At 67.5% G+C, this 25,691-nt stretch carries 31 protein-coding genes and 1 other RNA gene; 6 read left to right on the top strand and 26 right to left on the bottom strand.

Features of this window, described 5'->3' with window-relative positions; genetic code table 11:
- Positions 1-2: 2 nt before the first annotated feature.
- The 6 genes from SJY11_RS11135 to SJY11_RS11110 form a co-directional block, all read right to left on the bottom strand.
- A complete protein-coding gene (locus SJY11_RS11135; RefSeq protein ID WP_376986665.1) occupies positions 3-1,118 on the bottom strand; it encodes an endonuclease/exonuclease/phosphatase family protein in 1,116 nt (371 codons plus the stop codon).
- Between the two features lie 160 nt (positions 1,119-1,278).
- Positions 1,279-2,127, bottom strand: coding sequence for a pyridoxal kinase PdxY (gene pdxY / locus SJY11_RS11130; protein WP_376986664.1), 849 nt, complete (start codon positions 2,125-2,127; stop codon positions 1,279-1,281).
- A 92-nt stretch (positions 2,128-2,219) separates the two neighbouring features.
- On the bottom strand, positions 2,220-2,627 hold the full coding sequence (locus SJY11_RS11125; RefSeq protein ID WP_376986663.1) for a nuclear transport factor 2 family protein: 408 nt from the start codon (positions 2,625-2,627) through the stop codon (positions 2,220-2,222).
- A gap of 126 nt (positions 2,628-2,753) precedes the next feature.
- Positions 2,754-3,779, bottom strand: coding sequence for an ABC transporter substrate-binding protein (locus tag SJY11_RS11120; protein ID WP_376989303.1), 1,026 nt, complete (start codon positions 3,777-3,779; stop codon positions 2,754-2,756).
- Positions 3,780-3,905: 126 nt separating this feature from the next.
- Positions 3,906-4,697, bottom strand: coding sequence for an ABC transporter permease (locus SJY11_RS11115; RefSeq protein WP_376986662.1), 792 nt, complete (start codon positions 4,695-4,697; stop codon positions 3,906-3,908).
- Complete coding sequence (locus SJY11_RS11110; RefSeq protein ID WP_376986661.1) at positions 4,694-5,578, bottom strand: ABC transporter ATP-binding protein; 885 nt, start codon at positions 5,576-5,578, stop codon at positions 4,694-4,696. Before SJY11_RS11110 ends, SJY11_RS11115 begins: the two co-directional genes overlap by 4 nt.
- Before the next feature lie 216 nt (positions 5,579-5,794).
- On the opposite strand from SJY11_RS11110, the gene SJY11_RS11105 reads away from it, so the two are divergent.
- The gene (locus SJY11_RS11105; RefSeq protein WP_376986660.1) at positions 5,795-6,337 is read left to right on the top strand and encodes a DedA family protein; all 543 of its coding nucleotides are present in this window, start codon (positions 5,795-5,797) and stop codon (positions 6,335-6,337) included.
- 186 nt (positions 6,338-6,523) lie between these two features.
- Here the strand turns inward: SJY11_RS11105 and SJY11_RS11100 are convergent, their stop codons facing one another.
- From SJY11_RS11100 to SJY11_RS11050, 11 genes are all read right to left on the bottom strand, one after another.
- Positions 6,524-6,748, bottom strand: a complete 225-nt coding sequence (locus SJY11_RS11100; RefSeq protein WP_376986659.1) for a hypothetical protein — start codon at positions 6,746-6,748, stop codon at positions 6,524-6,526.
- A 24-nt stretch (positions 6,749-6,772) separates the two neighbouring features.
- Complete coding sequence (locus SJY11_RS11095) at positions 6,773-6,949, bottom strand: hypothetical protein (RefSeq protein WP_376986658.1); 177 nt, start codon at positions 6,947-6,949, stop codon at positions 6,773-6,775.
- 241 nt (positions 6,950-7,190) lie between these two features.
- Positions 7,191-8,210 carry a ketol-acid reductoisomerase gene (gene ilvC, locus SJY11_RS11090; protein ID WP_376986657.1) on the bottom strand — a complete coding sequence of 340 codons (1,020 nt, stop codon included), beginning with the start codon at positions 8,208-8,210 and terminating at the stop codon, positions 7,191-7,193.
- Between the two features lie 37 nt (positions 8,211-8,247).
- Positions 8,248-8,898, bottom strand: coding sequence for a TetR/AcrR family transcriptional regulator C-terminal domain-containing protein (locus tag SJY11_RS11085; RefSeq protein ID WP_376986656.1), 651 nt, complete (start codon positions 8,896-8,898; stop codon positions 8,248-8,250).
- Positions 8,899-9,007: 109 nt separating this feature from the next.
- The gene (locus SJY11_RS11080; protein WP_376986654.1) at positions 9,008-9,220 is read right to left on the bottom strand and encodes a hypothetical protein; all 213 of its coding nucleotides are present in this window, start codon (positions 9,218-9,220) and stop codon (positions 9,008-9,010) included.
- Entirely contained in the window at positions 9,217-9,597 is a 381-nt protein-coding gene (locus SJY11_RS11075) for a type II toxin-antitoxin system PemK/MazF family toxin (protein ID WP_376986653.1), read from the bottom strand. Before SJY11_RS11075 ends, SJY11_RS11080 begins: the two co-directional genes overlap by 4 nt.
- Positions 9,563-9,892, bottom strand: a complete 330-nt coding sequence (locus tag SJY11_RS11070) for an AbrB/MazE/SpoVT family DNA-binding domain-containing protein (RefSeq protein WP_376986652.1) — start codon at positions 9,890-9,892, stop codon at positions 9,563-9,565. Before SJY11_RS11070 ends, SJY11_RS11075 begins: the two co-directional genes overlap by 35 nt.
- A gap of 54 nt (positions 9,893-9,946) precedes the next feature.
- On the bottom strand, positions 9,947-10,486 hold the full coding sequence (gene ilvN / locus SJY11_RS11065; protein ID WP_376986651.1) for an acetolactate synthase small subunit: 540 nt from the start codon (positions 10,484-10,486) through the stop codon (positions 9,947-9,949).
- Positions 10,483-11,196: a glutathione S-transferase family protein gene (locus tag SJY11_RS11060; RefSeq protein ID WP_376986649.1), complete on the bottom strand. Its 714-nt coding sequence runs from the start codon at positions 11,194-11,196 to the stop codon at positions 10,483-10,485. Before SJY11_RS11060 ends, ilvN begins: the two co-directional genes overlap by 4 nt.
- Positions 11,193-11,900 (bottom strand): aspartate/glutamate racemase family protein, encoded by a 708-nt coding sequence (locus SJY11_RS11055; RefSeq protein WP_376986648.1) that lies wholly within the window; start codon positions 11,898-11,900, stop codon positions 11,193-11,195. Before SJY11_RS11055 ends, SJY11_RS11060 begins: the two co-directional genes overlap by 4 nt.
- A gap of 148 nt (positions 11,901-12,048) precedes the next feature.
- On the bottom strand, positions 12,049-13,812 hold the full coding sequence (locus tag SJY11_RS11050) for an acetolactate synthase 3 large subunit (protein ID WP_376986647.1): 1,764 nt from the start codon (positions 13,810-13,812) through the stop codon (positions 12,049-12,051).
- Between the two features lie 331 nt (positions 13,813-14,143).
- Here SJY11_RS11050 and SJY11_RS11045 point away from each other — a divergent pair, with 331 nt between their 5' ends.
- Positions 14,144-15,604, top strand: a complete 1,461-nt coding sequence (locus SJY11_RS11045; protein ID WP_376986646.1) for a GGDEF domain-containing protein — start codon at positions 14,144-14,146, stop codon at positions 15,602-15,604.
- Between the two features lie 4 nt (positions 15,605-15,608).
- On the opposite strand, the gene miaA is transcribed toward SJY11_RS11045, so the two are convergent.
- Entirely contained in the window at positions 15,609-16,544 is a 936-nt protein-coding gene (miaA, locus tag SJY11_RS11040) for a tRNA (adenosine(37)-N6)-dimethylallyltransferase MiaA (RefSeq protein WP_376986645.1), read from the bottom strand.
- Positions 16,545-16,561: 17 nt separating this feature from the next.
- Here miaA and serB point away from each other — a divergent pair, with 17 nt between their 5' ends.
- Complete coding sequence (gene serB, locus SJY11_RS11035) at positions 16,562-17,446, top strand: phosphoserine phosphatase SerB (RefSeq protein WP_376986644.1); 885 nt, start codon at positions 16,562-16,564, stop codon at positions 17,444-17,446.
- Here serB and SJY11_RS11030 read toward each other — a convergent pair.
- The 8 genes from SJY11_RS11030 to SJY11_RS10995 all read right to left on the bottom strand — a co-directional run bounded on the left by SJY11_RS11030 (position 17,443) and on the right by SJY11_RS10995 (position 23,893).
- Complete coding sequence (locus tag SJY11_RS11030; RefSeq protein WP_376986643.1) at positions 17,443-17,784, bottom strand: DHCW motif cupin fold protein; 342 nt, start codon at positions 17,782-17,784, stop codon at positions 17,443-17,445. The genes serB and SJY11_RS11030 overlap by 4 nt on opposite strands.
- Positions 17,785-17,947: 163 nt before the next feature.
- Positions 17,948-19,486 carry a Do family serine endopeptidase gene (locus SJY11_RS11025; protein WP_376986642.1) on the bottom strand — a complete coding sequence of 513 codons (1,539 nt, stop codon included), beginning with the start codon at positions 19,484-19,486 and terminating at the stop codon, positions 17,948-17,950.
- Between the two features lie 144 nt (positions 19,487-19,630).
- Entirely contained in the window at positions 19,631-19,816 is a 186-nt protein-coding gene (locus SJY11_RS11020) for a DUF2065 domain-containing protein (RefSeq protein ID WP_376986641.1), read from the bottom strand.
- A gap of 18 nt (positions 19,817-19,834) precedes the next feature.
- Positions 19,835-20,764, bottom strand: coding sequence for a protease modulator HflC (gene hflC / locus SJY11_RS11015; protein WP_376986640.1), 930 nt, complete (start codon positions 20,762-20,764; stop codon positions 19,835-19,837).
- Positions 20,761-21,948 carry an FtsH protease activity modulator HflK gene (gene hflK / locus SJY11_RS11010; RefSeq protein ID WP_376986639.1) on the bottom strand — a complete coding sequence of 396 codons (1,188 nt, stop codon included), beginning with the start codon at positions 21,946-21,948 and terminating at the stop codon, positions 20,761-20,763. Before hflK ends, hflC begins: the two co-directional genes overlap by 4 nt.
- Before the next feature lie 152 nt (positions 21,949-22,100).
- Positions 22,101-22,616: a dihydrofolate reductase gene (locus SJY11_RS11005; protein ID WP_376986638.1), complete on the bottom strand. Its 516-nt coding sequence runs from the start codon at positions 22,614-22,616 to the stop codon at positions 22,101-22,103.
- A 3-nt stretch (positions 22,617-22,619) separates the two neighbouring features.
- Complete coding sequence (locus SJY11_RS11000; protein ID WP_376986637.1) at positions 22,620-23,102, bottom strand: GNAT family N-acetyltransferase; 483 nt, start codon at positions 23,100-23,102, stop codon at positions 22,620-22,622.
- Positions 23,099-23,893, bottom strand: coding sequence for a thymidylate synthase (locus SJY11_RS10995; RefSeq protein ID WP_376986636.1), 795 nt, complete (start codon positions 23,891-23,893; stop codon positions 23,099-23,101). The genes SJY11_RS11000 and SJY11_RS10995 overlap by 4 nt, the downstream gene beginning before the upstream one ends.
- 244 nt (positions 23,894-24,137) lie before the next feature.
- Here SJY11_RS10995 and SJY11_RS10990 point away from each other — a divergent pair, with 244 nt between their 5' ends.
- From SJY11_RS10990 to SJY11_RS10980, 3 genes are all read left to right on the top strand, one after another.
- On the top strand, positions 24,138-24,476 hold the full coding sequence (locus SJY11_RS10990) for a hypothetical protein (RefSeq protein ID WP_376986635.1): 339 nt from the start codon (positions 24,138-24,140) through the stop codon (positions 24,474-24,476).
- Positions 24,477-24,494: 18 nt separating this feature from the next.
- Positions 24,495-24,906: a transfer-messenger RNA gene (ssrA, locus tag SJY11_RS10985) on the top strand.
- A 58-nt stretch (positions 24,907-24,964) separates the two neighbouring features.
- Complete coding sequence (locus SJY11_RS10980) at positions 24,965-25,603, top strand: SspB family protein (RefSeq protein ID WP_376986633.1); 639 nt, start codon at positions 24,965-24,967, stop codon at positions 25,601-25,603.
- Positions 25,604-25,691: the final 88 nt, after the last annotated feature.

Below are 25,691 nucleotides of genomic sequence, written 5' to 3'. Positions count from 1 at the left end.
TGTCAGTTCCTCGGAATGGTCAGGTCGATCGTCAGAGGACAGTGGTCAGAGGCCTTGGGCCGGTCCCAGCCGACGCGCGGATAGCGGTCGGCCGCGGTCGCCAGCCGCGCCATCGAGCGGTCGGGCTCGCGCGGATCGAGCGGCACGCGATAGGGCAGACCGCGCCGGATCATCTGCAGCGCCGGATGCGGATTGGCCGCAGCCAGCGCCGGCGAGAGCAGGATATGGTCGAGCGGCATATGCGTCTCGACCAGCTGCTCGCGCGCCTCCGACCAGTAGCGGCGGAAATGCGTCCAGCGCTCATGCGCGGGCAGCGTCTCCATCGGGTCGATGGCGAAGTTGTCGAGCAGCGGCTCGATGCCGCTCTCGCCCTCGTCGATCCGCTCGGCCAGCGGCCCCAGCCCGTAGCGATAGGCGTTGAGGTCGCCCAGCACGATCCAGTTGGCCTCGCGCCAGCCCTCGCCGAAGCGCTGCTTGATCAGCCCTTTCACCGCCCGCGCCTCGGCCCGGCGCACCGGCAGCGTCGCCACCCGCCCGTCGTCGCGGCCATTGCTCATCGATTTGAAGTGGCAGCCGAACAAAGCGAGGCTGCGGTCGCCGAAGTCGAGCTCGACCTGCAGGCAGTCGCGCGCGAAGACCTTGCCGTCGGGTCCGATCCCGAGCGCGGCGAGATCGCGGTCATGCACGCCAGCCGCCGCAAAGCTGAGATCCTTGTAGGAGCGCACGCTCACCCGCTGCGGCGCCAGCAGATCGCGCCGCGCCGCGAAGCCGATGTCGATATTGCGGCGGTCGTTGCCGTCCAGCAGCGTGAAATGGCCGTAGCGGTGGTCGGCGATGCGGTGGACGTAGTTGGCGAAAAAGGCCTGCAGGCTCGCCAGCGAATCGACCTCCTGCAGCATCCAGAGATCGGCCTTCGCCTCCGCCAAAGCGAGCGCCGTCATCTGGCGCTTGTCGTCCTCCAGCGCCACCGCCAGCGAACGCTCGACCGCGTTGCGCTCGTCGACGCGGGGGAAATGGAACAGCGACATGGCGGGCGCCGTGTCGCCGCGTTCGCCTGAGGAAAAGCGATGGCGCGTCAGCAGGTTCTCGACATTGAAGGTGCCGACGCGCAGTTTCATGGCGTCAAACTCTGACGGTCGCGCGAGGACCCACACCGTCATCCCGGATCAGCGGCGAAGCCGCGCCACTCCGGGATCCATCATAGAGCTCCGGAGCCCTCCGATGGATCCCGGGGCAAGCCCGGGATGACGCCAAGGTTCCGAGCAAGATCGGCATGCTCTACAGCTTCTCGGGCACGAACTGGTGCGTCGGCGTGACGAACTCGTCCTGCGCCGCCACCGTCAGAATCTCGCGCGAACCTGCTTCCTTCGTGCGCTTGAGCAGGCCGTAGACCGAGCCCGCGGCCCTGGCCAGCGCGGCGGCGGCCGAATCCTCACGCAGGTAGTGCACGAAGAACAGCGCCGCGATCGCGTCCCCCGCGCCGTTGACGCTGACGTCGAGCTTGGGCGTGCGGACGCGGAAGGCGCCCTTCGCATCGGCCGCCATCAGGTCGATCGAGTTGGCCGGCGTCTCGTCGGTGACGAGCGAGGTGACGAGCACGACCTTCGGCCCGGCATCGCGCAGCGCCTCGACCGCGCGATGCGCATCCGCGATCGTGCGGATCTCGATATCGGTCAGCAGTTCGAGCTCGAACTGGTTGGGCGTGACGATGTCGGCCGCCGGCACCGCCTGCTCGCGCATGAACTCAGGGATGCCCGGCCGCACGAAGACGCCGCGCCCGACATCGCCCATCACCGGGTCGCAGCAATAGACCGCCTTCGGATTGGCCGCCCGGACGCGCTCCACCGCCGAGAGGATGGCATGGCCGATATCGGCCGAGCCCATATAACCCGAGAGCAGGCCGGTGCAGGATGGCAGCACGCCGCGCTCGGCGATGCCCTCCATCACCTCGTCGATCATCCCGCCGTCGAAGACGCGGCCCTTCCAGGCGCCGTAGCCGGTGTGGTTGGAGAACTGCACGGTATGGATCGGCCAGACCTCGACGCCCAGTCGCTGCATGGGGAAGACGGCGGAGGCGTTGCCGACATGTCCATAGGCGACATGCGACTGGATCGAGAGGATGTTCATGAGCGTCTCGGCAGTGTCTGGGGGCGCAAGCTCTAGCCGCTCGCGCGGCCGGACCGCAAATCGAAAGCGGTCATGGCCGCCATCACCAAAGCTCAGGCCGCACTCAGCCTCGCGACGCCGGCCGTGTCGGCGAACTGCGTCACGCTGGCGATCTTGCCCTCGGTGATGGTGAAAATGTCGACGATCTCGAACGGGGCGCTGCGGCCGCTCGGCTTGCAGGCGACATCGGCCCGCCAGTGCAGGATCGCCCGGTCGCCATCGACGGTGAGGCCGAGTTCCTCGACATTGCTGAAGACATAGGTCGCGATCAGCCCAGCCATCTGCTCGCGCACGGCCTCGAGGCCGTCGGGCTGGCGGAAGGCCTCGGCGGCGGCGGGCCCGCCGACGAGCCGATAGCAGCATTGCGGGTGGAAGAAAGCCATCAGCGCGTCGAGATCGCCGCGGTGGCGCGCGGCATAGGCATCGCGGATCAGGGCCTTGCTGGCGTGTTCGTCGGCCATGCCACCTCTCCCAGCATCAGGAGCCGCACTGTCGCGCCGGGGGCCTCGCAAGTCCAGCGCGGAAACGCGCCGACCCCGGCCCGCGACGACGGGCTGGAGCCGGCAACAGGCGATCCAGGCGGTCGGTCAGCTGCCGACGGCCGCCTTCTTCGCGAACGTGTCGATGAAGGTCTTGCTCAGATCGACATTCGATTTCGCCATTTCGGGATCGAGCAGCTTGAGCGCGTCATACATGCTCTTCATGGCAGCCGGTGTCGCGATGCCGGTGCGCGAATAGCTCTCGAGCGAGTTCTTGACCGAACGCAGATAGAGCGGCTTGTCGCCGAGATGGTATTCCGCCGGCACAAGATCAGCGACATCCTCGGGCTTGGCGGTCTCCAGCCATTTCAGCGCCTTGACTAAGGCGTTGACCAGCTTCTGCGTCGTGACCGGGTTCTTCTCGGCGAAATCGCCCTTGAGATAGAGCACGGCCGCCGGATTCGAGCCGCCGAACAGGGCCTTGGTGCCGGCCTCGGTGCGGGTGTCGATCAGCGCGACGACATCGCCATCGGCCTCGAGCTTCGAGGTCACGGGGTCGAGATGGGAGATGATGTCGACCTGCTTCTGCTTCATCGCCGCCACCGCGCTGGCGCCGGCGCCGACGCCGATGATCGGCGCGTCGCTGGCCTTCAGCCCGGCCTTGACCATGGCGTATTGCGCCGTCAGCGCCGTCGAGGAGCCCGGCGCGGTGACGCCGATCTTCAGCCCCTTGAAATCGGCCGCCGACTTGACCTTGTCCGCGAGGTCCTTGCGGACCGAGATGGTGATGCCGGGGAAACGCCCGAGCTCGACCACGGCGCGTACGTCCTGCCCCTTCGCCTGCATGCGGATGGTGTGCTCATAGGCGCCGGTGACGACGTCGACCGAGCCGCCGATCAGGGCCTGCAGCGACTTCGCGCCACCCCCGAAATCGTTGATCGTGACGTTGAGCCCCTGCTCCTTGAAGAAGCCCTTCCGCTCGGCGACCGTCAGCGGCAGGTAGTACAGCAGCGCCTTGCCGCCCACGCCCAAGGTGACATCGGGCTTCTCGGCTGCCTGCGCGAAGGCGCCCTGAGGGGCGAGGCCGAGTGCAGTGGACAGGGCGAACGCAGCCAGCGCCGCGCGGCGTGAAATCGTCATGGGTGTTCCTCCGGTTGACCTGATGGGCGCCTCTCGCGGGCGCGTTGGGATCGAAGATAGGCGAGGTCCGTGCAAACGGGCAAGAACCGCGTCATTGCCGCTGTGGCGGTCGCTTCAGCCTCACGTCGTCGTCGTCGAACTCTGCCCCGGCCGCCAGACCAGGAGCCGCTTCTCGACCATGGTGACGAGGGAATCGATCGCGATCACGAAGATCGTCAGGATCAGCATGCCCGAGAACACGCCGGTGACATCGAAGACGCTCTCGGCCTCGTGAATCTTGTAGCCGAGCCCCGCGGAGGAGCCGAGATACTCGCCGACGACCGCGCCGATCAGCGCGAAGCCGACCGAAGTGTGCAGGGACGAGAACATCCAGGTCAGCGCCGACGGCCAATAGACGTGGCGGAAGAGCTGGCGTTCGTTCATGCCGAGCATGCGGGCATTCGCCAGCACCGTCGGCGAGACCTCGCGCACGCCCTGGTAGACGTTGAAGAAGACAATGAAGAACACCAGCGTAAAGCCGAGCGCGACCTTCGACCAGATGCCCAGCCCGAACCAGAGCGCGAAGATCGGCGCCAGCACGACACGCGGCAGTGCGTTGGCGGCCTTGATATAGGGGTCGAACACCGCCGCCAGCAGTTGCTGCCGCGCGAAGACGAAGCCGAAAAAGATGCCGGCCGCCGAGCCGATGACGAAGGCCAGCACCGTCTCGGTCAGCGTGATGCCGATATGCCAGTAGATCTCGGTCCCCGTCAGCTGGGTCCAGGTCCGGCCGATGACGGCCGCGGGCGTCGAGAAGAAGAACTGGATCGTCTTGACCTCGCCCATGATCGGATAGGCGGTGACGACATGCCAGATCAGCAGCGCGACGACCATCACCATCGCCTGCAGGAACAGAAGCTTGGCGCGCTTCATGGCGTCGCTCCTTCGAGCAGTTCCCTGCCTTCGCCCATCGCATAAGCTTTCTGCACCTCGACGCGCAGAGAGGCCCAGATGTCGCGGTGGATCTCGTGGAAGGCCTTCTCCAGCCGGATCTCGGCGATGTCGCGCGGGCGCGGCAGGGGCACGCGATAATCGGCGACGATGCCCGCCGCCGGCCCCGCCGACATCACCACGACGCGGTCCGAGAGCGCGATCGCCTCCTCCAGATCATGCGTGACGAAGATCAGCGCCTTGCGGTCGCGCGACCAGAGATCGAGCAGGAGGTTGCCCATGATCTGCCGCGTCTGCGCATCGAGCGGCCCGAAGGGCTCGTCCATCAGCAGGATCTCGGGATTGCGGATCAGGACCTGCGCCAGCGCCACGCGCTTGCGCTGCCCGCCCGACAGCATGTGCGGGTAGCGATCGACGAAGGCCCGCAGGCCCACTCGCACCAGCCAGTCCCGGGCGCGCTTGTCGGCCTCGGCGTCCGACACGCCCATCGGCTCGAGCGCGACCTTGACGTTGTCGAGTGCGGTCTTCCACGGCATCAGCGCATCGGCCTGGAACAGATAGCCGGCCCGGCGGTTCAGGCCCGACAGGGACTCGCCGAAGATCTCGACCGTGCCGGCGGAGGGTGTCAGCAGCCCCGCCGCCGCGTTCAGCAGGGTCGATTTTCCGCAGCCCGTCGGGCCGACCACCGAGACGAACTCGCCCGCGGCCACGGAGAGGTCGATTCCCGTCACCGCCTGATAGCGGTGGCCGCCTTCGAGATGGAAGGTGATGTCGAGACCGCCCAGCGCGACGGCCGGCGCCGCGGCGGTCTGAGACAATGCGGATGCGCCCGCCGATTCATGCGGGTGGTTTGGCAACGCCATGAAGTCCGTTTCCTCGTCGACGCCGGGCGCTCTTCTCGGCGCCGCGCCAGCGCGTGAGCCCTGTTCGACGGACAGATTAGGCGAAGGCCTCGCGAAGGCAAACCCCGCCGACGCCCCCACAGCGACGAAGCGTTTGACCAAGGCCGAAAAGCGGTTGCGCTGCCGCGGCGTCGCAGCGATAAGCCGCGGGCCCTCAACCCGCATCCCGGAACGGACATGGCCCAACTCGAACTGTGGATGGCGGCGCTCGTCGAATTCATGCGCGCCAATCAGGAATGGGCGATCCCGATCGTCTTCCTGATCGCGTTCTGCGAATGCGTCGCGCTTCTGTCCTGGCTCGTGCCCGCGACGGTGTTCTTCACCGCCTTCGGGGCCGTCGCAGGCGCGTCGGGCCTCAATTTGGGCCCAATCGCACTCGCGGCCGCCGCGGGCGCCGGTTTCGGCTTCTGGCTTTCCTACTGGGCAGGCCAGATCCTGGGACCGCGTGTCGACGACTACTGGCCCTTCCGCAACAATCCGCAGATGCTGGAGCGCGGCCACGTCTTCTTCGAGAAATGGGGCGTCGCCAGCATCCTGATCGGCCATTTCTTCGGGCCGCTGCGAGCGGTGGTCGCGATCGTCGCCGGCATCGTCAAGATGCCGTTCTGGCCGTTCCAGATCGCCAACTGGCTGGCCTCGCTCGCCTGGGGCTTCAGCCTGATCTATGGCGGCGGCACCCTCGCCGAAATGGCCAAGCAGGGCAGCCTGTTCTGGCGTTGAGCGCAGACCTCTTCAGGCCATCCCCAGAACCACCGCCAGCAAGAGAGCCATGCACAGAAGCAGCCCGATCCTGGCGGCAATCGGGCTGTGAAGAACCTTGGACATCGTCATCGCGACCTCCCGTTCCGGCGTCCGGAGCTGTCGGCGCCTCGTGCAGTTCTCACAACCCTGCCAGAGCGTGCCGCCTCAGGCGATCCACTCGACCGCGAACCAGGCGACCACCGCCAGCACCAGGCCACCGATCAGCACCATCAGGACGGGCGCGCCGAGAAAGCCCTGGCGTCCCTCGACCGGCGTTTCGACGGCCGGACTGGCATTGCTGTGGTCGTCGGCGCGCATGGGCGGCACGGCATCGCCACCGGAGAGATCTGCGCCCTGCGCCTTGGCGCGTTGTTCCACATCGCTGCTCATATCGCTCTCCTCGAAGGCGTCGGTTCAGCCCGGGATCAGGGCGATGAAGGTGTTGAACAGGAGCGCCAGCGCGGAGCCGCCGATCACGGCCGTCAGGATGAGTCCGTCCTCGGCCGGCTCGCGCGACGCGGCCCGCGCCTCGGGCTGATGGCTACGCTCGTGGGGGAGCCCTCGCTCGGCGCCGTTCCTGTCCAGTCCCATCGCTCGCTCTCCCATTGATCCGTCGCAGAGGCAACGCACGCCTGCCCCCCCGGTTCCGGGGAGCATCGAGGACGAGGGCGGAGGTATGAGAAAAGGCGGGAGCATCGCTGCGCCCGCCTCCTGTCCCGGCAAGCCGAAACGCTTTGAGTTCAGCGGCTTGCTGCAAGAACCTGAATCGGTCTGGCAGCCCCCTGAATCGGATCGGGAAGCGCCCTCTCGCGAGGGCGCAGACCGAACCGGATCAGTTCTTGGTCTTGTCGACCAGCGCCTTGGCCTTGATCCAGGGCATCATGTCGCGGAGCTTGGCGCCGACCTCCTCGATGGGATGAGCGGCGTAGCGGGCGCGCGTCGCCTTGAACGAGGTCTGGTTGACCTTGTTCTCCAGCATCCAGTCGCGGGTGAACTTGCCCGACTGGATGTCGGTCAGCACGCGCTTCATCTCAGCCTTGGTCTCGGGCGTGATGATCCGCGGGCCGGTGACGTACTCGCCATATTCGGCCGTGTTCGAGATCGAGTAGTTCATGTTCGCGATGCCGCCCTCATAGATCAGGTCGACGATCAGCTTCACTTCGTGGAGGCACTCGAAATAGGCCATCTCGGGAGCGTAGCCCGCTTCCGTCAGCGTCTCGTAGCCGGCCTTGATCAGCTCGACGAGGCCGCCGCAGAGGACGACCTGCTCGCCGAACAGGTCGGTCTCGCACTCTTCCTTGAAGGTGGTCTCGATGATGCCGGCGCGGCCGCCGCCATTGGCGCTGGCATAGGACAGGCCGAGGTCATGGGCGTTGCCGGTGGCGTCCTGATGGATCGCGATCAGGGTCGGCACGCCGCCGCCGCGCTGATACTCGGAGCGCACGGTGTGGCCGGGGCCCTTGGGGGCGACCATCAGCACGTCGAGGTCCTTGCGCGGCTCGATCAGGTTGAAATGCACGTTGAGGCCGTGCGCGAACAGGAGGGCTGCGCCCTGCTTCATGTTGGCGTGCAGCTCGTCGCGATAGATGTCGCCCTGCAACTCGTCGGGGGTCAGCATCATCATGATGTCGGAGACCTTGGCGGCCTCGGACGGGGTCATCACCGTGAAGCCGGCCTCCTCGGCCTTCTTGCGGGTGGCGGAGCCGGCCTTCAGCGCGATGACGACGTCCTTGACGCCGGAATCGCGCAGGTTCAGCGCATGGGCATGGCCCTGGGAGCCGTAGCCGACGATGCAGACCTTCTTGCCCTTGATCAGGTTGATGTCGGCATCACGATCGTAATAGACGCGCATGTGAGTGGTCCTTCCTTGGGTGGTCTGGGTGGTTTCTTCAGGCTCGCCGGGCGGTTGTCGGCCGTCCGTAAAGGGTGAGGAACTGGTCGGTCGCCCGGGTGGCGTCGCGCGCGATCTCGTCTTGGGCGAAGGTCAGGCCGTCGCCGAGCAGCAGGCGAATCTGCACGTCCCGGCCGACGAGGCCGAAAAAGGTGCGAAACGCCGTCTCCGAATCGTCAAAGGCCAAAAGTCCCGCCTCGCGGCCAGCCTCCAGCACCGGCCGCAGCCGCTCGCCGATGGCGAAGCGGCCATTCGCCAGCACGATTCCGCCGAGATTGCTCTTGCGCGAGGCCGCATGGCCGATCGCCAGCCGATTGAGCGCGATCGAGGTGGGGCTCGAAATCACGGTGAGCCAGGTTTCGGCGAAGCCCTTCAGGCTGTCGCGCAGCGTCGCGATGTCGAGCGTCGGGCGGTCATAGCGGCCGGCTCGCACCCGCGCCGCCTGCCAGCGCACGGTCGCGGCCAGAAGCCCGTCGCGGTCGCCGAACCACTTGTAGAGCGTCTCCTTCGAGCAGCTCGCCCGGCGGGCCACCGCCGTCATGGTGAGCTGGTCCCCCTCCTCCACCATCAGCGACAGCACGGCGTCGAGCACGGCCTGCTGCCGGGCCGTGGGCTCGTCCGTCTCTGTCAGGGGAGGCGTCGTCGTCATGCGTTCTGAGAGACCGGCGAAAGAGTACCGTACGTTACGGTTCGGCTCTCTAGCGCGACCTCGCGGCCGGCGCAAGCAGCTTCGTTCTGCTCAGCAACGGCGGTGCGGCCTAGCCTCCACCCGCCTGCTGGGTCGCGATGCGCTGCAGGAAGATCGCGGCGACCGTCAGCACGAATCCCGCCCACCAGAGCGGCGAGCGCAGACTGGACCCGCTGCCCCGGGCCTCCGCCGGCGCGGCCCCCCGCAGGCGCTGCAGGATCGGCCAGGCGAAACAGGCGAAGCCCGCGATGCCGAGGCCGAGCGCGATCTGTTCGAGGGTCATGATTGCGATGTTTCGGTCACGGGGATGATGTTCATATACGCTGCGACGCGATGTCTGACACGCAGAGTCACCGCTTCGGGGAGCCTGCCGACAAGGCGCAGCTTGCGAAAATCACGATCGATCATGCGGGCCTGATCGGTCAGCACGAAACCGTGCACGACGCAGCCCGCCGGGATTTCGACTTTCGTCGGCCAAGGCTGAGAGTTGGATGTAATGGGGCAGATCAGGATGCGTGACGAGAACTGGTGGAGCGAGTCGTCGGACAAGACGATGACGGGTCGCCGACCAGCCTGCTCCGAACCGAGGACAGGATCGAGATCGACCCAGTAGACCTCGCCAGGCTCAGGATGCCCGCTTGCGCGGATTGTAGTCGTCATAGATCACCTCGGAGCCCACATCGGGTCCCCAATCCACGTCGTCGCGAGGCGCATTCTCGATACCGCCGAGACGTCGGGCTTCCTCGATCATCCATTCCAGCGTCACCGGGAAAGGTTCAGGCCGACCCGGCGGATACGCTGTCTCGCCGGTGCCATCGAGAGGCACCAGCTTGAGCTTGCCATCCTCCACCGACACATCGACCGTCATCCCCGGCTTCAGGCCGAGTTGCTCCACCACGGCCTTGGGCAACCGCACCGCGGTGCTGTTGCCCCATTTGGCGACCTGGACTTTCATGGCCCGCCTCCCTGCCCGGATATCCGTAACACCGCGCCTGGATATCCGCAAAGGCTACATCGCCTCGGGGCCGCGGCTCATCGCGGCGATGCCGGTACGCGAAACCTCCGTCAGCCCCACCGCCGTCATAAGCTTGATGAAGCGCTCGATTTCCTCGGTCGTGCCGGTCAGTTCGAAGACGAAGGAGGTCAGCGAGGCGTCGAGCGTGCGCGCCCCGAAGGCCGCCGCCAGTCGCATCGCCTCGACGCGGTGGTCGCCCTTGCCGACGACCTTGACCAGGGCGAGTTCGCGCTCCAGCGCCTCGCCCTGCAGCGTCAGGTCGACGACGCGATGGACGGGCACGAGCCGGTTGAGATGGGCCTTGATCTGGTCGATCACGGCCGCGGTCCCGGAGGTCACGACGGTGATGCGCGAGAGATGCTTCTCGTGCTCGGTCTCAGAGACGGTGAGGCTCTCGATGTTGTAGCCGCGGCCGGAGAAGAGGCCGGCGATGCGTGCCAGCACGCCCGGCTCGTTGTCGACGATCACGGCCAGGGTGTGCCGGGCGACCGGCTGGGCGACGGGAGCGTTGGGATAATGCGACGACGTGTTCATGGAGAGACCCGACTGCGGCTGAGAAAGGAACGGTGATCGGTGAGGACCGGCTCGTTTGCCTCGTCCTCGGCGATGATCCAGGGCTCGGCGAAGGCGGCCATCCGCCAGGAAGTGTAGCCCTTGGTGGCCTGCACGGCGTCGCAATAGGCGCCGCAGACGTCGTCCAGCCGGATACCGTAGCCGGTGAAGCGAGCCGTGACCGGCGCGAACATGGCGTCAGCCGCCGAAAACGCGCCGAACAGGAAAGGCCCACCGGCGCCGAAACGCGCCCGCGCCTCGTTCCAGATCGCGGCGATGCGGGCCACGTCGGCGGCGACCTTCGGGCCGCGATCGCGCCGCGGGTGGACCCAGGCGAGGTTCATCGGGCAGGCGCCGCGCAGGGCCTGGAAACCGGCATGCATCTCCGCCGCGATCGAGCGCGCCATCGCCTTCGCCGCCGGGTCGCGCGGCCAGATCGCGAGATCGGGGCGCGTATCGGCGACATGGTCCATGATCGCCAGCGATTCCCAGACCCGGATATCGCCGTCGATCAGCGCCGGCACCTTGCCCGCCGGGGTGAAGGCGGAGATCGCCCGCTTCCATTCGGGATCGTCGAAGGTCTGGCCGAACGGGATCAGCACCTCCTCGAAGGGAATGCCGAACTCGGTCAGCAGCAGCCAGGGCCGCAGCGACCAGGAGGAGTGGTTCTTGTTGGCGATGACGAGTTTCATGCCGCCTGGCTTTCTGCCGCCAGGGCGAAGTCGAGCGCGGCCTCGACATGGAGCGCGGTGGTGTCGAACACCGGCAGGGCGAGATCCTCCTGCCCGATCAAGAGCCCGATCTCGGTGCAGCCGAGGATCACGCCATCGGCGCCCTGCGCCGCCGCCTCCGCGATGATCGCGAGATAGCGCGCCTTGGAAGCCGGCTCGATGCGCCCGCGGCAGAGCTCCTCATAGATGACACGGTGGATCTCGGTCCGTTGCGCATCCTCGGGCACCATCGCCTCGATCCCGAAGGCGGCGAGCCGCCCGAGATAGAAACGCTGCTCCATCGTGAAGCGCGTCGCCAGCAGCAGCGGCCGGCGGACGCCCCGGCGCTTCACAGCCTTGGCGGTGACGTCGGCGAGATGCAGGAAGGGGACGCGCGTCGCGGCGGTGATGCGGTCGGCCACCTTGTGCATGGTGTTGGTGCACAGGACGAGGCACCCGGCCCCTGCCCGCTCCAGCCGCAGCGCGCTCTCCGCCAGAACGTCGCCGGCGGCATCCCAGTCGCCCTTCGCCTGCATCTCCGCGATCTCGGAAAAGTCGAGCGAGTGCAGCAGGATGTCGGCCGAGTGCAGGCCGCCCCGGCGTGCCCGCACGCCCTCGTTCAGCAGCCGGTAATAGACGGCCGTCGATTCCCAGCTCATTCCGCCGATCAGGCCGATCGTGGTCATGGTCATATCCCCTCAGCCCTCATCCTGAGGAGCGGGCGCAAGCCCGCGTCTCGAAGGATGATCCAGATGTCTCCCGAGCCTCGTGAAGCATCCTTCGAGACGCGCCTGCGGCGCTCCTCAGGATGAGGTCTGAGAGAAACTAGCCCCGTCACACCAGCTGCTTGCCCTTGGCGTCGATGATCTCGCCGGTGTCGCCCTCGAAATCAGGCAGGATCATCTCGTTATGCGCCTTGCCCGACGGGATCATCGGGAAGCAGTTCTCCTGCTTGGCGACGAGGCAGTCGAAGATCACGGGCTTCGGCGTCTCGATCATCTCCATGATCGCGTCGTCGAGCGAGGCCGGGTCCGAGCAGCGGATGCCGTGGCCACCATAGGCCTCGGCCAGCTTCACGAAATCGGGCAGGGATTCCGAATAGCTCTCGGAATAGCGCCCGCCATGCAGGAGTTCCTGCCACTGGCGCACCATGCCCATGTATTCGTTGTTCAGGATGAAGATCTTGACCGGCAGCCGGTACTGCACCGCCGTCGACATCTCCTGCATGTTCATCAGGATCGACGCCTCGCCGGCGATGTCGATCACCAGCGCCTTGGGATGCTTCATCTGCACGCCGATGGCGGCCGGCAGGCCGTAGCCCATCGTACCCAGGCCGCCCGAGGTCATCCAGCGGTTGGGCTCCTCGAAGCGGTAATACTGCGCCGCCCACATCTGGTGCTGGCCGACCTCGGTCGTGATGTAGGTGTCGCGGTTCTTGGTCAGCTCATAGAGCCGCTCGATCGCGTATTGCGGCTTGATAACCGATCCGGACTGCTTGTAGGCGAGGCTCTGGCGGGCCCGCCAGCCGTCGATCTGTGTCCACCAGGCGGTCAACGCGGTCTTGTCGATCTGCGGGCTGGTCTCGCGCCAGACGCGGACCATGTCCTCGAGCACATGGGCGCAGTCGCCGACGATGCCGATGTCGACCTTGACCGTCTTGTTGATCGAGGATGGATCGATGTCGACATGGATCTTCCGCGAGCGCGGCGAGAAGCCGTCGAGACGGCCGGTGATCCGGTCATCGAAGCGCGCGCCGATGTTGATCATGACGTCGCAGTCATGCATCGCGAGATTGGCCTCGTAGGTCCCGTGCATGCCGAGCATGCCGAGCCACTGCTTGTCGGCGGCAGGATAAGCGCCAAGCCCCATCAACGTCGAGGTCACCGGGAAACCGGTCAGCCGCACGAGTTCCCGCAGCAGCGCCGAAGCGTGCGGGCCGGCATTGATGACGCCGCCGCCGGTGTAGAACACCGGCTTCTTCGCGCTCGCCATCAGCGCGACGGCCGCCTTGATCTTGTTCAGGTCGCCCTTGACGGTCGGACGGTAGGTCTTGTGCTGGTTGTCGCGCGGGCGGCTGTAGAGCCCACTCGCGAACTGGATGTCCTTGGGAATGTCGATGACGACGGGGCCGGGGCGGCCATTCGCCGCGACATAGAACGCCTCGTGCAGGATCCGCGGCAAATCCGCGATGCTCTTCACCAGGTAGTTGTGCTTGGTGCAGGAGCGCGTGATGCCGACCGTGTCGCATTCCTGGAACGCGTCTGACCCGATCAGATGCGTCGGCACCTGGCCGGTGATGACGACGAGCGGGATCGAATCCAGCAGCGCGTCGGTCAGCCCGGTGACCGCGTTGGTCGCGCCGGGGCCGGAGGTGACAAGGACGCAGCCGACCTTGCCGGCCGTCGAGCGCGCATAGCCCTCGGCCGCGTGGACGGCGCCCTGCTCGTGGCGGACGAGGACATGCTTGACCTTGTCCTGCTGGAACAGCGCGTCATAGATCGGCAGCACGGCGCCTCCGGGATAGCCGAACAGATGTTCGACACCCTGATCCTGAAGCGCGCGGACGACCATTTCGGCACCGGTCATCATCTCGCTCATAACGGTCTCCTGCGGCAGTTCGGTGGACAACGAGGTCGGAAAGCGGGCAATAAAAAAGGCCCGCGAGGGGCCTGGACGTGCGCTGGCGTCGGGAAGACGCGGCTCTTGCGAGAACCGGCCCCTACCAGCGCACCCCTACGATAATAAGCTTGCGCATGGCGCCTCGACCCTTTGCAGATGTTGCGGGACGCTAGACGAGGCGGGCCGCCGGGTCAAGCGTCCTGCGGTGCCGTATCGGCAGGCCTCGGCGCTGCGAAAAAGACGATGGCATCCCGGAACACTTTCTCAACCCGCGGTTGGTAGCGTTCGGTCAGGCGGTCCGAGAGAGGCCATGTACCAAGAAGTCCATACCGACCATATCGCCGCGAGAGCGAACGCGCCCGAGATCGGCCAGCTGCTGCAGCGCTTCGAAGCCTGCGCGCGCGGCCCTTCGGGCGTCTCGTTCGAGCAGTTCCGCGACGAGGTCATGCCGCGCTTCGGCGACGACCTGATGGTGCTGACGCCGACCGGAGACGGCGACTACGCCTTCAGCCATTACGGGCGCGAGATCGTCCGCTATGTCGGCGCGAGCCGTCTGCGCGAGCGCGTCTCGGCGATGACCGGGCAGGTCGCGGCCTTCACCATCACCTGCTGCGACCGCACACTCGCCGAGGGCCGCGCCACCTACACCGTGCACCGGTCGCTCGCGAGCGTGCGCGTGTGCCTCTGGGAGCGGCTGCTGATGCCGGCGACCGCAGCGGACGGCAGCGCCCGCCTCATCGTCTTCTCTCGTCCGCTGCAATTCCACGAGGAACTGCTCACGGCCGTTCTCGACACCTCGCCCTCGGGCATCGTCGCCCTGCGCGCTTTCCGAGACCCGGCGGGCCAACTCGAGCGCCTGGCCGTCATCACCGCCAATCGCCAGGCAGCTGCAATGGCCGGACATCCGGACGCCGAGCTGCTGGACCTCGACGCCAGGCTCGCCCTGCCCTTCCTCGCAGATCCACAGGTCTGGCAGCGCTGCCTCTTCGCGCTCGACCTGCGACGGCCCGACCGGATCGAGACCTCATGGAGCGCCGATGGCCGGACCGTCTGGCTGCAGATCGCCGTCGCGCCGCTGGGCGACGGGCTGGTCATGACCATCAGCGACATCTCGGAACTCGTCGTCGCGAACCAGACGCTGCAGAGCCGTGCCGCGACGCTCGCCCTCGAGGTCAGCCGCGAACGCGCGACGCGCCGCGCCCTCTCGGAGGAGATGGGGCACCGCGACGAGCGCGAGGAGGAACTGCGCCGGCTGGCCGAGACCGACCCGCTGACGGCACTGCTCAACCGCCGCTCCTTCACCGAAAAGGCCGTACGAGCCATCCAGGCCAGCGACGACGGCGGCGCGGACGTCTCGCTGATCATCGTCGACATCGACCATTTCAAGGCCGTGAACGACTGCCATGGCCATCTCGCGGGCGATGCGGTGATCCGCGCCTTCGCCGATCTGCTGCTCGGCCAGGTCCGGATGGAGCGCGATCTGGTTGGGCGCTTCGGCGGCGAGGAGTTCGCCATGCTGCTGCCCAGTGCCGATCTCGAAGCGGCGCTGCGCGTTGCGCTGCGCATTCAGGAGGTGTTGGCCTCCCGTCTCCTGCCCGTCTCGGAAACGCTGGCACTGCCCGTCACCGCGAGCCTCGGCGTCGCCTGCCGCCAGCGCGGCGAGACCCTGTCCGACCTGATCGCCCGCGCCGACAAGGCGCTCTACCGCGCCAAGCATGACGGACGCCGCTGCATCCGCCTCGCCGACCCCGATCTCGTGGTCGCCGCCTGAGCCCTCAGGCGGCGGGAGCGAGTTCGCGCAGGGCCCGTTCCAGCGCGGCCTCCGGCGCCACCGCATGCCAGTCCGCCATCTGGTGCCGGAACCAGGTGACCTGCCGCTTGGCATAGGCCCGCGTATCGGCCTGGCCCCGTGCGACCGCCTCATCAAGCCCGATCGCACCGTCGAGATGGGCGATCAGCCCGGGCACGCCATGAGCCCGCATCACCGGCAGCAGCGGGTTGAGCCGGCGCGCCCGCAGCGCCGCCACCTCCTCCAGCGCGCCTTGCGCCATCATCGCCTCGAAGCGCGCATCGATCCGGCGGCGGACCTCCTCGCGCTCGGGGCTGACGAAGAGCTTCAGCAGGGGCCGTCCGTCGAGCGGCCCCGGCCGGCGCTCGCCCTGGAAGCTCGCCAGCGAGCGCCCGGTCGCGATCTTCACCTCCAGCGCCCGCATGATCCGCATCCGGTCGCTGGGGCGCAGCCGCTCCCCCATCACGGGGTTGAGCGAGCAGAGTTCGGCATGCAGGCAGCCGGTCTCCTGCCCGGCCACACGTTCGCGGAAAGCGGTGCGGACGGCCTCGGGGACAGGGGGAATGGCGGAGAACCCCTCGGTCAGCGCCTTGAAATAGAGCCCCGTGCCGCCGACGATGACCGGCAGCGAGCCGCTCTGTGCCAACTCGGCCAGCACCGCGGCGACATCGGCCGCGTAGCGCATCGCCGAATGGTTCACGGCACCGTCGACATGGCCATAGAGCCGGTGCGGCACCACCGCTTCCTCCTCCGCCGTCGGGCGGGCGGACAGCGTCCGCAGATCGGCATAGACCTGCATCGAGTCGGCGTTGACGACGGTACCGCCGCACTGGCGCGCGATCGCGACCGCCAGCGCCGACTTGCCGCTCGCGGTCGGACCTGCGATGAGCACGGCCCTGATCCCCTCCGCTGCTCCGTTCACCTGATCCGGCCCTTCACATGCTCGTCGCGACACTGGTTTCCGCCCATGGACAGGCCCTGCTCGACGACGCCCTGCTGAAGCGCATCGCCGCCCTGCCCGGCGCGCAGCGCACGCAGCGCCTCGACGGCGAGATCGCGGCCGACCTCTTCGCGGAAGCCGGCGATGCGCGCAAGCTCGAAGCCGATCTGCGGCCGCTCCTCGACGGCGCGCCGGTCGACATCGTCGTGCAGCCGGCCGCGACGCGCCGCAAGGCGCTGTTCCTCGCCGACATGGATTCGACCATGATCGGGCAGGAATGCATCGACGAACTCGCCGCCTATGTCGGGCTGAAGGAGAAGGTCTCGGGCATCACCGAGCGCGCCATGCGCGGCGAGATCGCCTTCGAGCCGGCACTGCGCGAACGCGTCGCGCTGCTCAAGGGCGTGCCGCTCTCGGTCGTGGCCGAGATCATCCGTGAGCGCATTACGCTGACGCCGGGCGGGCGCGAACTCGTCATGACCATGCGCCGCCAGGGCGGCTACACCGCGCTGGTCTCGGGCGGCTTCACCGTCTTCACCGGCCCGATCAGCGCGACCATCGGCTTCGACGAGCACCGCTCGAACACCCTGCTCGCGCAGGACGGGGTCCTGATCGGCGAGGTCTCCGAGCCGATCCTCGGCAAGCAGGCCAAGCTCGACGCGCTGGTCGAACTGCGCACGCAGCACGCACTTTCGCCCGCGCAAACGCTGGCCGTCGGCGACGGCGCCAACGACCTCGCCATGCTCGGAGAGGCCGGTCTCGGCGTCGCCTTCCGCGCCAAGCCGGCGGTCGCGGCCGCCGCCCATGCGCGGCTCGACCATGCCGATCTGACCGCGCTGCTCTATGCGCAGGGCTATACGGGCACCGAGATCGTCCGGACCTAATCCACGATGAACAGCTTCGCGCCCGTCCGGGTCCGCGAGCGATGCGCCTCGGCGCCGTCGGCGACCTGGTAGGTCATGCCGGCCTTGAGCGGCATCACCCGCCCATCCGCCAGCGTCGTTTCCATCTCGCCCTCGAGGCAGAGGATGATGTGACCCTTGGAGCACCAGTGGTCGGCCTCGTAGCCGGGGCTGTACTCGACCATCCGCACCCGGATCCGGTTCTCGGCCGGGCCGAAGAACTGCACGCGCCAGATCGCCTCGCCGACATCGCCGGCATGACGCTCGGTCGGCACCGTCGACCAGTCGGTGGTGACGAAGGGAATGTCGCTCAGTTTCATCGCAGGCTCTCCGGAGGCGTGCCGCCACCCTGCCAGCGCGCACGGGCCGGCACCAATGCCGATCGGTCATCCCCACCATCACGGCGACGCCGGCCCATGAAACCGGCCCACGAAAAAGGGCGGCCTCGCGGCCGCCCCGGCATCAGATCGACGAAAGCGTCGCTCAGTTCATCGCCACGGCGACGAAGCGGACCTCGCCTTGGGGGTTGGAGACCAGCAGAAGGGCCGACTTTTTGCCCTCCTTCTTCAGCGCGTCGAGGCGCTTGGTCACGTCTTCCGGCGAGTTCACCGGCTCCTGGCCGATCTCGACGATCAGCTCGCCGACCTGCACGCGCTTGTCGGCGGCGTTGGAGTTCGGGTCGACCTTGGTGACCACGACGCCCTTGACGCCCTCCTTGATCGAGTAGCGCTTGCGCAACTCCTCGGTCTGCGGCGAGAACTCGAGGCCGAGCGCGGTGGTGACGGCGGGCTTGGCGGGCTCGGACGGCGTGCGCGCCGAAGCCGCCTGGACCTTCTCGCCATCCTCGAGGCGGCCGAGCTTGACCGTCTTCACCTCTTCCTTGCCCTTGCGCATGATCGTGACCGGCACGTCCTTGCCGACCGGGGTCGCGGCAACGATGCGCGGCAGGTCGCGCGAATCCTTGACCTCCTTGCCGTCGAACTTGGTGATCACGTCGCCGACATCGAGGCCGGCCGGCTTGCCGGGGCCCTTCTCGTCGACGCCGGCGACGAGCGCGCCGCGCGCCGAGCCCAGGCCGAGAGCCTCGGCGGTGGCGTCGTCGACGCTCTGGATGCGGACGCCGAGCCAGCCGCGGCGGGTCTCGCCGAACTCCTTGAGCTGGTCGACGATCGACGTCGCCAGCGAGGACGGCACGGCAAAGCCGATGCCGACCGAGCCGCCCGTCGGCGACAGGATCGCCGTGTTGATGCCGATGACCTCGCCGGCCATGTTGAACAGCGGCCCGCCCGAATTGCCCTTGTTGATGGCCGCGTCGGTCTGGATGTAGGTGTCGTAGGGACCCTGCTGGATGTCGCGGTTGCGCGCCGAGACGATGCCCGACGAGACCGAACCGCCGAGCCCGAACGGATTGCCGATCGCCATCACGGGATCGCCGATGCGCATCTTGTCGGAATCGCCGAACTTCACCGCCGGCAGCGGCTTGTCGTGCTTCACGCGCAGGACCGCGAGATCGACCTTGGCGTCCTTGCCGACGACCTCGGCCTTGAGCCGCAGGCCGCTGTTGAAGATCACTGTGATCTCATTGGCGTCGCCGATGACGTGGTTGTTGGTGACGACGAGGCCCGAACCGTCGATCACGAAGCCCGATCCGGCGGATTGCGAACGTCGCTGCTGCGGTGCCTGACCCTGGCCCTGCCCCTGCTGGCCCTGGCCGCGGCGGTTGAAGAACTCCTCGAACAGGTCGCCGAAGGGCGTGTCCGGGCCGAGTTGCGGAATCTGCGGCAGCGTGCGCCCGCGGGTTTCGCTGGTCGTCACGGCAGCGATGTTGACCACCGCCGGCATGACCCGCTCGGCGAGATCCGCCAGCGACACCTGACCCTGCAGGATTGGCGCAGAGGCGGTTTGTGCCGGAGCCAGCACGGGCGACATCAGCAGCGAAAACACGCCCACACCGGCGGCGAGCGCGATGCGCCGCGAGGCGGGCACAAGGGGTGCGGAAGCCGAGAGGGGTTTGGTTGCCATCAGTGTCCTCGTGAAGAAAATCCGGCCGAGTCGCCCGGCACGGGAGCCATATCTTCAATTGAACCGCGAAATGCGGCGGAAGGTCGACACACGATCATGCGACCGGCAGCAATGCTCTCAGGTCGGCGCCGCGTCAGGCTTAATTCAACCGCGGACGAACCAGACCAGCAAGACCCCGACCACGGCCGAGCCGATGCCGATCAGCCGCATGGTCTCCGGCGGCGTCTCGGAGGCGCTTCGCAGCGCCTCCTTGGCGAGGTGGGGCACCGCTGCGAACAGGATGCCCTCGATCGCGAAAACGAGGCCCAGCGCCGCAACGAAATCCCACATGCGCGGCGCCGGACGGGATCAGGGACGGGCCGGGGCCGGCGTCGCTGGCGGCAGCGTCGGCTGGGCGTCGTTGCGGGGCGCGTTCGGACCATTGAAGAACCGGAAGAACGGCGAATCCGGAGACAGGACCATGCGCGTGTCACCCGCCTTGATGCTGGCTTCATAGGCCTGCATCGAGCGATAGAACGCGAAGAACTCCTGATCCTTCCCGAAGGCCTCGGCGAAGACGCGGTTGCGTTCGCCTTCGCCCTGGCCGCGGATCTCGTCGGACTGACGCTGGGCTTCGGCCACGATCACGGTGGAATCCCTGTCCGCACGGGCCCGGATCTCCTGGGCCTGCTGGGCACCGAGAGCGCGCGCTTCCGCCGCCTCGCGCTGACGCTCCGTCTGCATCCGCTGGAACACCGCAGCCGAGTTGGCGGCCGGCAGATCGACCCGGCGCAGCCGGACATCGACCACCGTCATGCCGAAGCGTGCGGCCTCGCGGTTCACCTCGTCGCGGATACGGATCATCAGCCGCGCCCGGTCGTTGCGGACCATCGAGATGAAGCTGGCCTCGGCCAGCACCGACCGGACGGTACCGTTCACGATCGAGGCGAGCTGCGAATTCGCCCGCGGGATGTTGTTGACCGCCTGGTAGAAGCGCAGCGGATCGGAGATGCGATAGCGCGTGAAGGCATCGACCACGAGACGCTTCTGGTCCGAGGCGATGATTTCCTGCGCCGGCAGGTCGAGATCGAGGATTCGGTTGTCGAGCAGGGTGACCTGCTCGAACGGCGCCGGCAGCTTGAAGTAGAGGCCGGGCGCGGTGACGACGCTGCGGACCGCGCCGAAGCGCAGCACGAGGGCCGATTGCGTCTGCTGGACCACGAAGGTCATGGCGTAGAAGACGACCGCCGCGATGCCGAGGACGACGAGAAGGCCGATGCGGATGATGCCACTGTTCATCGGACCGCTCCCGTCTGGGGGGCGCCCGGAGCGGGGCGCCTCTGCTGCAACTGGTCGAGCGGCAGATAGGGCACGACGCCCTGCCCGCTCGCCGTGCCGTCGAGGATGATCTTGTCGGTGCCGCCGAGAACGCGCTCCATCGTTTCGAGGAAGAGGCGCTCGCGGGTCACCGCCGGCGCCAGCTTGTACTGCTCGTAGACCGCGTTGAAGCGGCTCGCCTGGCCGAGCGCCTCGGCCACGGTCTGCTCCTTGAAGGCTTCCGCCGACTGGAGGAGCTGGGCCGCACGACCGCGCGATTCCGGCACGACCCGGTTGGCATAGGTCTCCGCCTCGTTGCGCAGACGCTCCTGGTCGGCGCGCGCCGCCTGGACGTCGCGGAACGCGTCGATGACCTGCTGCGGCGGATCGACCTTCTGCAGCTGCACGAGGCGAATCTGCACGCCGGCATTGTAGCCGTTCAACGTCTCCTGCATGAGCTGGCGCACTTCGGTCTCGATCGCGGCGCGGTCGGTCGTCAGCACGGGCTGGATGTTGCGCCGGCCGATGACCTCGCGCATGGCGCTCTCGGCGACGGCCTTCACGGTGCCCGGCGGGTCCTGGATGTTGAAGACGTAGTTCTCGGGCGCGGCCGGGTCGATCTGCCACTGCACGATCACGTCGATGTCGACGATGTTCTCGTCGCCGGTGAGCATCAGGCTCTCTTCGATCACGTCCGACTGGCGCGAGGCGCGCACGGACTCGACGGTGCGGAAGCCGACCTCGGTCGTGATGACATTGGTCACCTGCGGCTTGATCACGCTGCCGATCGGATAGGGCCAGTTGTAGTTGAGGCCTTCGCCGGTCTTGCCGATGAACTGGCCGAAGCGCAGATTCAGGCCGACCTCGTTCGGGCGGACGATGTACCAGCCCGTGAGGAGCCAGATCACCACCAGCGCGAGCAGGCCGAAGATCAGGCCGCGCCCGCCGAGATTGCCACCCGGCATCATGTTGCGCAGGCGCTCCTGGCTGCGGCGCAGGATATCCTCGAGATCGGGCGGGCCGCTATTGCTGCCGCCACCGGAGCCACCGCCCCAGGGGCCGCCGCCGCCACCGCCGCCGCCGCCACCGCCGCCGCCGCTACCCCCGCGCTGGCCCCAGGGTCCGCCCCCGTTATTGCCACCGCCGCTCTGGTTGCTCCAAGGCATACTCGCGCCGTTCCCTTCCTATGCCGCTCGCTCGCCATAGGCGATCGGCGGTCACTTGTCAGCGCTCCCCAGCCGGAGCGTTCTGCGCTGACTTGGGCATGGGCCATGGATTCGTCAACGACGCAAGGTCTTCATCGTGAACGGAAAGCGGCTCAGGCCCGGCGGCGAAAGGTCGCGAAAGTGAAGGGTTGCTCGTCATCGGGGCTGGCCGGATGGCTTTCGCGTCCATCCGCGGCGAAGGCGGAACGGTCCCACTCGGGAAACACGGCATCGCCCGCCGGCGCCGCGTGGACGAAGGTGAGCTCTAGCCGGTCGGCCAGCGGCAGCACCTGCCGATAGACCTCCGCCCCGCCGGCGACCGTGACGCTGTCGGCTCCCATCTCTGCCCCCACCTGCTGTGCCAGAGCCAGCGCAGCATCGAGATCGGCAGCGGTGCGGACGCCCTCGGGGCGGAAGGCGGGATCGCGGGTCAGGACGATCGTTTCGCGTCCGGGCAACGGCTTGCCGATGGAGAGGAAGGTCTTGCGGCCCATCAGCACGGGGCGGCCGAGCGTCAGGCTGCGGAAGCGTCGCAGATCGGTCTTCAGCCGCCAGATCAGGCGGTTGTCGTCGCCGATGACGCCATTATCGGCCACGGCCGCGACGAGCACGACGGGAAGCGAAGCCATCGCTCAGCCCTGCCCCGCCAGCCGCACCAGCGCCTCGCCGTCGAGCCGCTTCACCGTCCATTCGTCCTGCGCCTTGGCGCCCAGCGAGCGATAGAACACGCGCGAGGGTTCGTTCCAGTTCAGCACCCACCAAGCGAGCCGCGGCAGGCCTTCGTCGATGCAGCGCTTCGCCAGCCCCGCCATCAGCGCCTTGCCGATGCCGTGGCCGCGAAACTGCGGGTGCACGAAGAGATCCTCGAGCCAGATGCCGTGGCGGCCCGAAAAGGTTGAGTAGGTGTAGAACCAGACGGAAAAGCCCGCCGGCTCGCCGTTCCATTCGGCGATGTCGCAGAAGGCTCTTGGGTTCTCGCCGAAGAGCGCAGCCGCGATCTCGGCCTGCGTCGCGACGACATGGTCGGCGAGCTTCTCGTATTCGGCGAGCGCCCTGATGAAATCGAGCACGAGGCCGGCCTCGTCGGGCCGGGCGGGGCGGATGGTGAGGGTCATACAGCGATCGGAGCCTTGATGCCGGGATGCGGGTCGTAGCCCTCGATGGTGATGTCGGCGAACTGGAAATCCTCCAGCCGCGTCACGGCCGGGTTGAGCGCGAGCTTCGGCAGCGGCCTGAACTCCCGCGTCAGCTGCAGCTTCGCCTGGTCGAGATGATTCACATAGAGATGCGTGTCGCCGAAGGAATGCACGAACTCCCCGACGCCCAGACCCGTCACCTGCGCCACCATATGTGTCAGCAGCGCATAGCTCGCGATGTTGAAGGGCACGCCGAGGAAGACGTCGGCCGAGCGCTGGTAGAGCTGGCAGGACAGTTTTCCATCGGCCACGAAGAACTGGAACAGGCAGTGGCAGGGCGCCAGCGCCATCTTGGGAATGTCGGCGGGGTTCCAGGCCGAGACGATCAGCCGGCGCGAATCCGGATTGCGCCGGATCTCGTTCACTAGCCAGGCGATCTGGTCGATCGTCGTCCCATCCGGCGCCGGCCATGAGCGCCATTGCCGGCCATAGACCGGGCCGAGATCGCCCTTCTCGTCGGCCCATTCGTCCCAGATCGTGACGCCGTTCTCCTGCAGGTAGCGCACATTGGTGTCGCCGCGCAGGAACCAGATCAGCTCGTGGATGATCGACTTCAGGTGCAGCTTCTTGGTCGTGACGAGCGGGAAGCCCTCGCTCAGATCGAAGCGCATCTGGTGGCCGAACACGGCCAGCGTGCCGGTGCCGGTGCGGTCGTCCTTGCGGACGCCCTCGTCCAGGACGCGTCGGAGCAGGTCGTGATACTGGTGCATGAGCGAATCTCGATCGAAACGGCGCCACCATAGCCGCAGGCCGCGGCGCTGGCGCGGTCGGCCCGGCCGCCTTCCCCTGTTTTCTCGCGCTCGATCATCGCAACCCACCGCGCCAGCCGATGACAGGGGCCGAAGCCGAGCTGAGCCCGCTCACGCGATTGCGAGGGGAGTTGAGCGGCGCAGCCCTTTGCCGCGCGCCGCCCGCCACCATCTCCTGCCCGAGAGCAGAAACGAGGAGATGACGATGATACGATCGCGCCGCGCCTGGCCGGCTCTGGTTCTCATGGCCTGTGTCGGCGTCTCGCTGTCGTGCCTCCCTGAAGGGGCGGGTGCCCTGCCCGCCGGGAGCGGCTCAGACCCCGCCGGTGTGGGCGCGCACACCGGACAGGAGACGGGAAAGATCTCGGAGGCCTCGGCCCGGCGGATCGCCTGGGGCTCGGGCATCGACCATATCGAGGATGTCATCCTCGCCGATGGCCGCTGGCAGGTCGCGGGCCGGGACCGCAGCGGCACCGAAATCACCGTCGACATCCATGTCCGCGACGGCCGCGTGCTGGACCAGACCGGGCTTCTCGCAAATTAAGCCTCCTGGCGTGCATCGGCTCTTTCCCCCGCCCTCTGCAGTCCCTATATTGAGCTTGCCGGTCGCAAGTCCGGCTATGGCGATAAACGAGCGTCGGAATAAGCTTTTCGGACCCGGGGGCGGTACCCGGCGCCTCCACCACAGCCCTGCGGCGCGAGCCATGGGGCGGCCTGCGGGATCTTGGACCGCGGGCTTGCCAGGCCACCGAGTGGCAGGGTTGCGGCGGGGGCGAAATAGGATCGACGAGAGTGTAAAGGCCGTTCTTTTGCCCGGTATGGTTCCGCCGTTATAGGGCTAACGCATAGTTGCCAACGACAACAATGCTCGGGTTGCTGTCGCCGCGTAAGCGGTGCTGGTTCCCAAACCTAAGTCCTTCCGTTTAGCGACGTAAGGCGGGGCCCGGAGGCGCCTGGCAACAGAAGCCTCCACTTCATTCGATGCCTGGCCGGCTGCTGCCGCGGGATGCTGGAAGCGGAAACCTCGACCCGATGTCCAAGGACGTTCTTCGCTACGATCTGATGGTGCAGGACGCGCTGAAGGGCGTGGTGCGCAAGATTCTATCGGAGGCGGGGCGCGACGGTCTGCCCGGCGACCACCATTTCTACGTGACCTTCCGCACCGGCGCGCCCGGCGTACGCGTCTCGCAGCGCCTGCGCGACAAGCATCCCGACGAGATGACGATCGTCCTCCAGCACCAGTTCTGGGATCTGAGCGTCAGCGAGCATGCCTTCGAGGTCGGCCTGTCCTTCTCGAACGTGCCCGAGCGGCTGCTGATCCCCTTCGACGCGATCACCACCTTCTTCGACCCCTCCGTCCAGTTCGGCCTGAAATTCGAGACCCAGGACACCGAGGGCGCCTCCGCCAATGATGCCGCCGCCACGCCGCGGCCGCGCGGGGCGGGCTCGGAGCCGAGCGAATCGCCACCCGCGACCCTCGCCCTCCCCGCCAAGGCGACGCCGGCTGGCGTCCCCGCGATCAAGGCGCGCGGCGAGGCTCCGGCCAAGGGCGGATCGAAGATCGCCAAGCCTCAGGCCGAGGAACCCGCCGCCGAGGCGACGGAAGCCGCGCCCGATGACGGCGGCGGCGCCCAGGTCGTGAGCCTCGACGCCTTCCGCAAGAAAACCTGATCGGCCCCGCGAGCCCACCCCGACCACAGCAACGGGCTCGTCCTTCGGCGCATCGCCGCCCCGGCAGCCCTCGCAGAGCAGGCTGCCC

This window comes from Allobosea sp. R86505 (assembly GCF_042466375.1).
Lineage (GTDB): Bacteria > Pseudomonadota > Alphaproteobacteria > Rhizobiales > Beijerinckiaceae > Allobosea.
This window is presented reverse-complemented; position numbering and strand designations above follow the sequence as displayed.

Coding starts and splice junctions, on each gene's coding strand:
- SJY11_RS11135 (WP_376986665.1), bottom strand. CDS start 1,118: ATGAAACTGCGCGTCGGCACCTTCAATGTCGAGAACCTGCTGACGCGC.
- pdxY (WP_376986664.1), bottom strand. CDS start 2,127: ATGAACATCCTCTCGATCCAGTCGCATGTCGCCTATGGACATGTCGGC.
- SJY11_RS11125 (WP_376986663.1), bottom strand. CDS start 2,627: ATGGCCGACGAACACGCCAGCAAGGCCCTGATCCGCGATGCCTATGCC.
- SJY11_RS11115 (WP_376986662.1), bottom strand. CDS start 4,697: ATGAAGCGCGCCAAGCTTCTGTTCCTGCAGGCGATGGTGATGGTCGTC.
- SJY11_RS11110 (WP_376986661.1), bottom strand. CDS start 5,578: ATGGCGTTGCCAAACCACCCGCATGAATCGGCGGGCGCATCCGCATTG.
- SJY11_RS11105 (WP_376986660.1), top strand. CDS start 5,795: ATGGCCCAACTCGAACTGTGGATGGCGGCGCTCGTCGAATTCATGCGC.
- SJY11_RS11100 (WP_376986659.1), bottom strand. CDS start 6,748: ATGAGCAGCGATGTGGAACAACGCGCCAAGGCGCAGGGCGCAGATCTC.
- SJY11_RS11095 (WP_376986658.1), bottom strand. CDS start 6,949: ATGGGACTGGACAGGAACGGCGCCGAGCGAGGGCTCCCCCACGAGCGT.
- ilvC (WP_376986657.1), bottom strand. CDS start 8,210: ATGCGCGTCTATTACGATCGTGATGCCGACATCAACCTGATCAAGGGC.
- SJY11_RS11085 (WP_376986656.1), bottom strand. CDS start 8,898: ATGACGACGACGCCTCCCCTGACAGAGACGGACGAGCCCACGGCCCGG.
- SJY11_RS11080 (WP_376986654.1), bottom strand. CDS start 9,220: ATGACCCTCGAACAGATCGCGCTCGGCCTCGGCATCGCGGGCTTCGCC.
- SJY11_RS11075 (WP_376986653.1), bottom strand. CDS start 9,597: ATGACGACTACAATCCGCGCAAGCGGGCATCCTGAGCCTGGCGAGGTC.
- SJY11_RS11070 (WP_376986652.1), bottom strand. CDS start 9,892: ATGAAAGTCCAGGTCGCCAAATGGGGCAACAGCACCGCGGTGCGGTTG.
- ilvN (WP_376986651.1), bottom strand. CDS start 10,486: ATGAACACGTCGTCGCATTATCCCAACGCTCCCGTCGCCCAGCCGGTC.
- SJY11_RS11060 (WP_376986649.1), bottom strand. CDS start 11,196: ATGAAACTCGTCATCGCCAACAAGAACCACTCCTCCTGGTCGCTGCGG.
- SJY11_RS11055 (WP_376986648.1), bottom strand. CDS start 11,900: ATGACCACGATCGGCCTGATCGGCGGAATGAGCTGGGAATCGACGGCC.
- SJY11_RS11050 (WP_376986647.1), bottom strand. CDS start 13,812: ATGAGCGAGATGATGACCGGTGCCGAAATGGTCGTCCGCGCGCTTCAG.
- SJY11_RS11045 (WP_376986646.1), top strand. CDS start 14,144: ATGTACCAAGAAGTCCATACCGACCATATCGCCGCGAGAGCGAACGCG.
- serB (WP_376986644.1), top strand. CDS start 16,562: ATGCTCGTCGCGACACTGGTTTCCGCCCATGGACAGGCCCTGCTCGAC.
- SJY11_RS11030 (WP_376986643.1), bottom strand. CDS start 17,784: ATGAAACTGAGCGACATTCCCTTCGTCACCACCGACTGGTCGACGGTG.
- SJY11_RS11025 (WP_376986642.1), bottom strand. CDS start 19,486: ATGGCAACCAAACCCCTCTCGGCTTCCGCACCCCTTGTGCCCGCCTCG.
- SJY11_RS11020 (WP_376986641.1), bottom strand. CDS start 19,816: ATGTGGGATTTCGTTGCGGCGCTGGGCCTCGTTTTCGCGATCGAGGGC.
- hflC (WP_376986640.1), bottom strand. CDS start 20,764: ATGAACAGTGGCATCATCCGCATCGGCCTTCTCGTCGTCCTCGGCATC.
- hflK (WP_376986639.1), bottom strand. CDS start 21,948: ATGCCTTGGAGCAACCAGAGCGGCGGTGGCAATAACGGGGGCGGACCC.
- SJY11_RS11005 (WP_376986638.1), bottom strand. CDS start 22,616: ATGGCTTCGCTTCCCGTCGTGCTCGTCGCGGCCGTGGCCGATAATGGC.
- SJY11_RS11000 (WP_376986637.1), bottom strand. CDS start 23,102: ATGACCCTCACCATCCGCCCCGCCCGGCCCGACGAGGCCGGCCTCGTG.
- SJY11_RS10995 (WP_376986636.1), bottom strand. CDS start 23,893: ATGCACCAGTATCACGACCTGCTCCGACGCGTCCTGGACGAGGGCGTC.
- SJY11_RS10990 (WP_376986635.1), top strand. CDS start 24,138: ATGATACGATCGCGCCGCGCCTGGCCGGCTCTGGTTCTCATGGCCTGT.
- SJY11_RS10980 (WP_376986633.1), top strand. CDS start 24,965: ATGTCCAAGGACGTTCTTCGCTACGATCTGATGGTGCAGGACGCGCTG.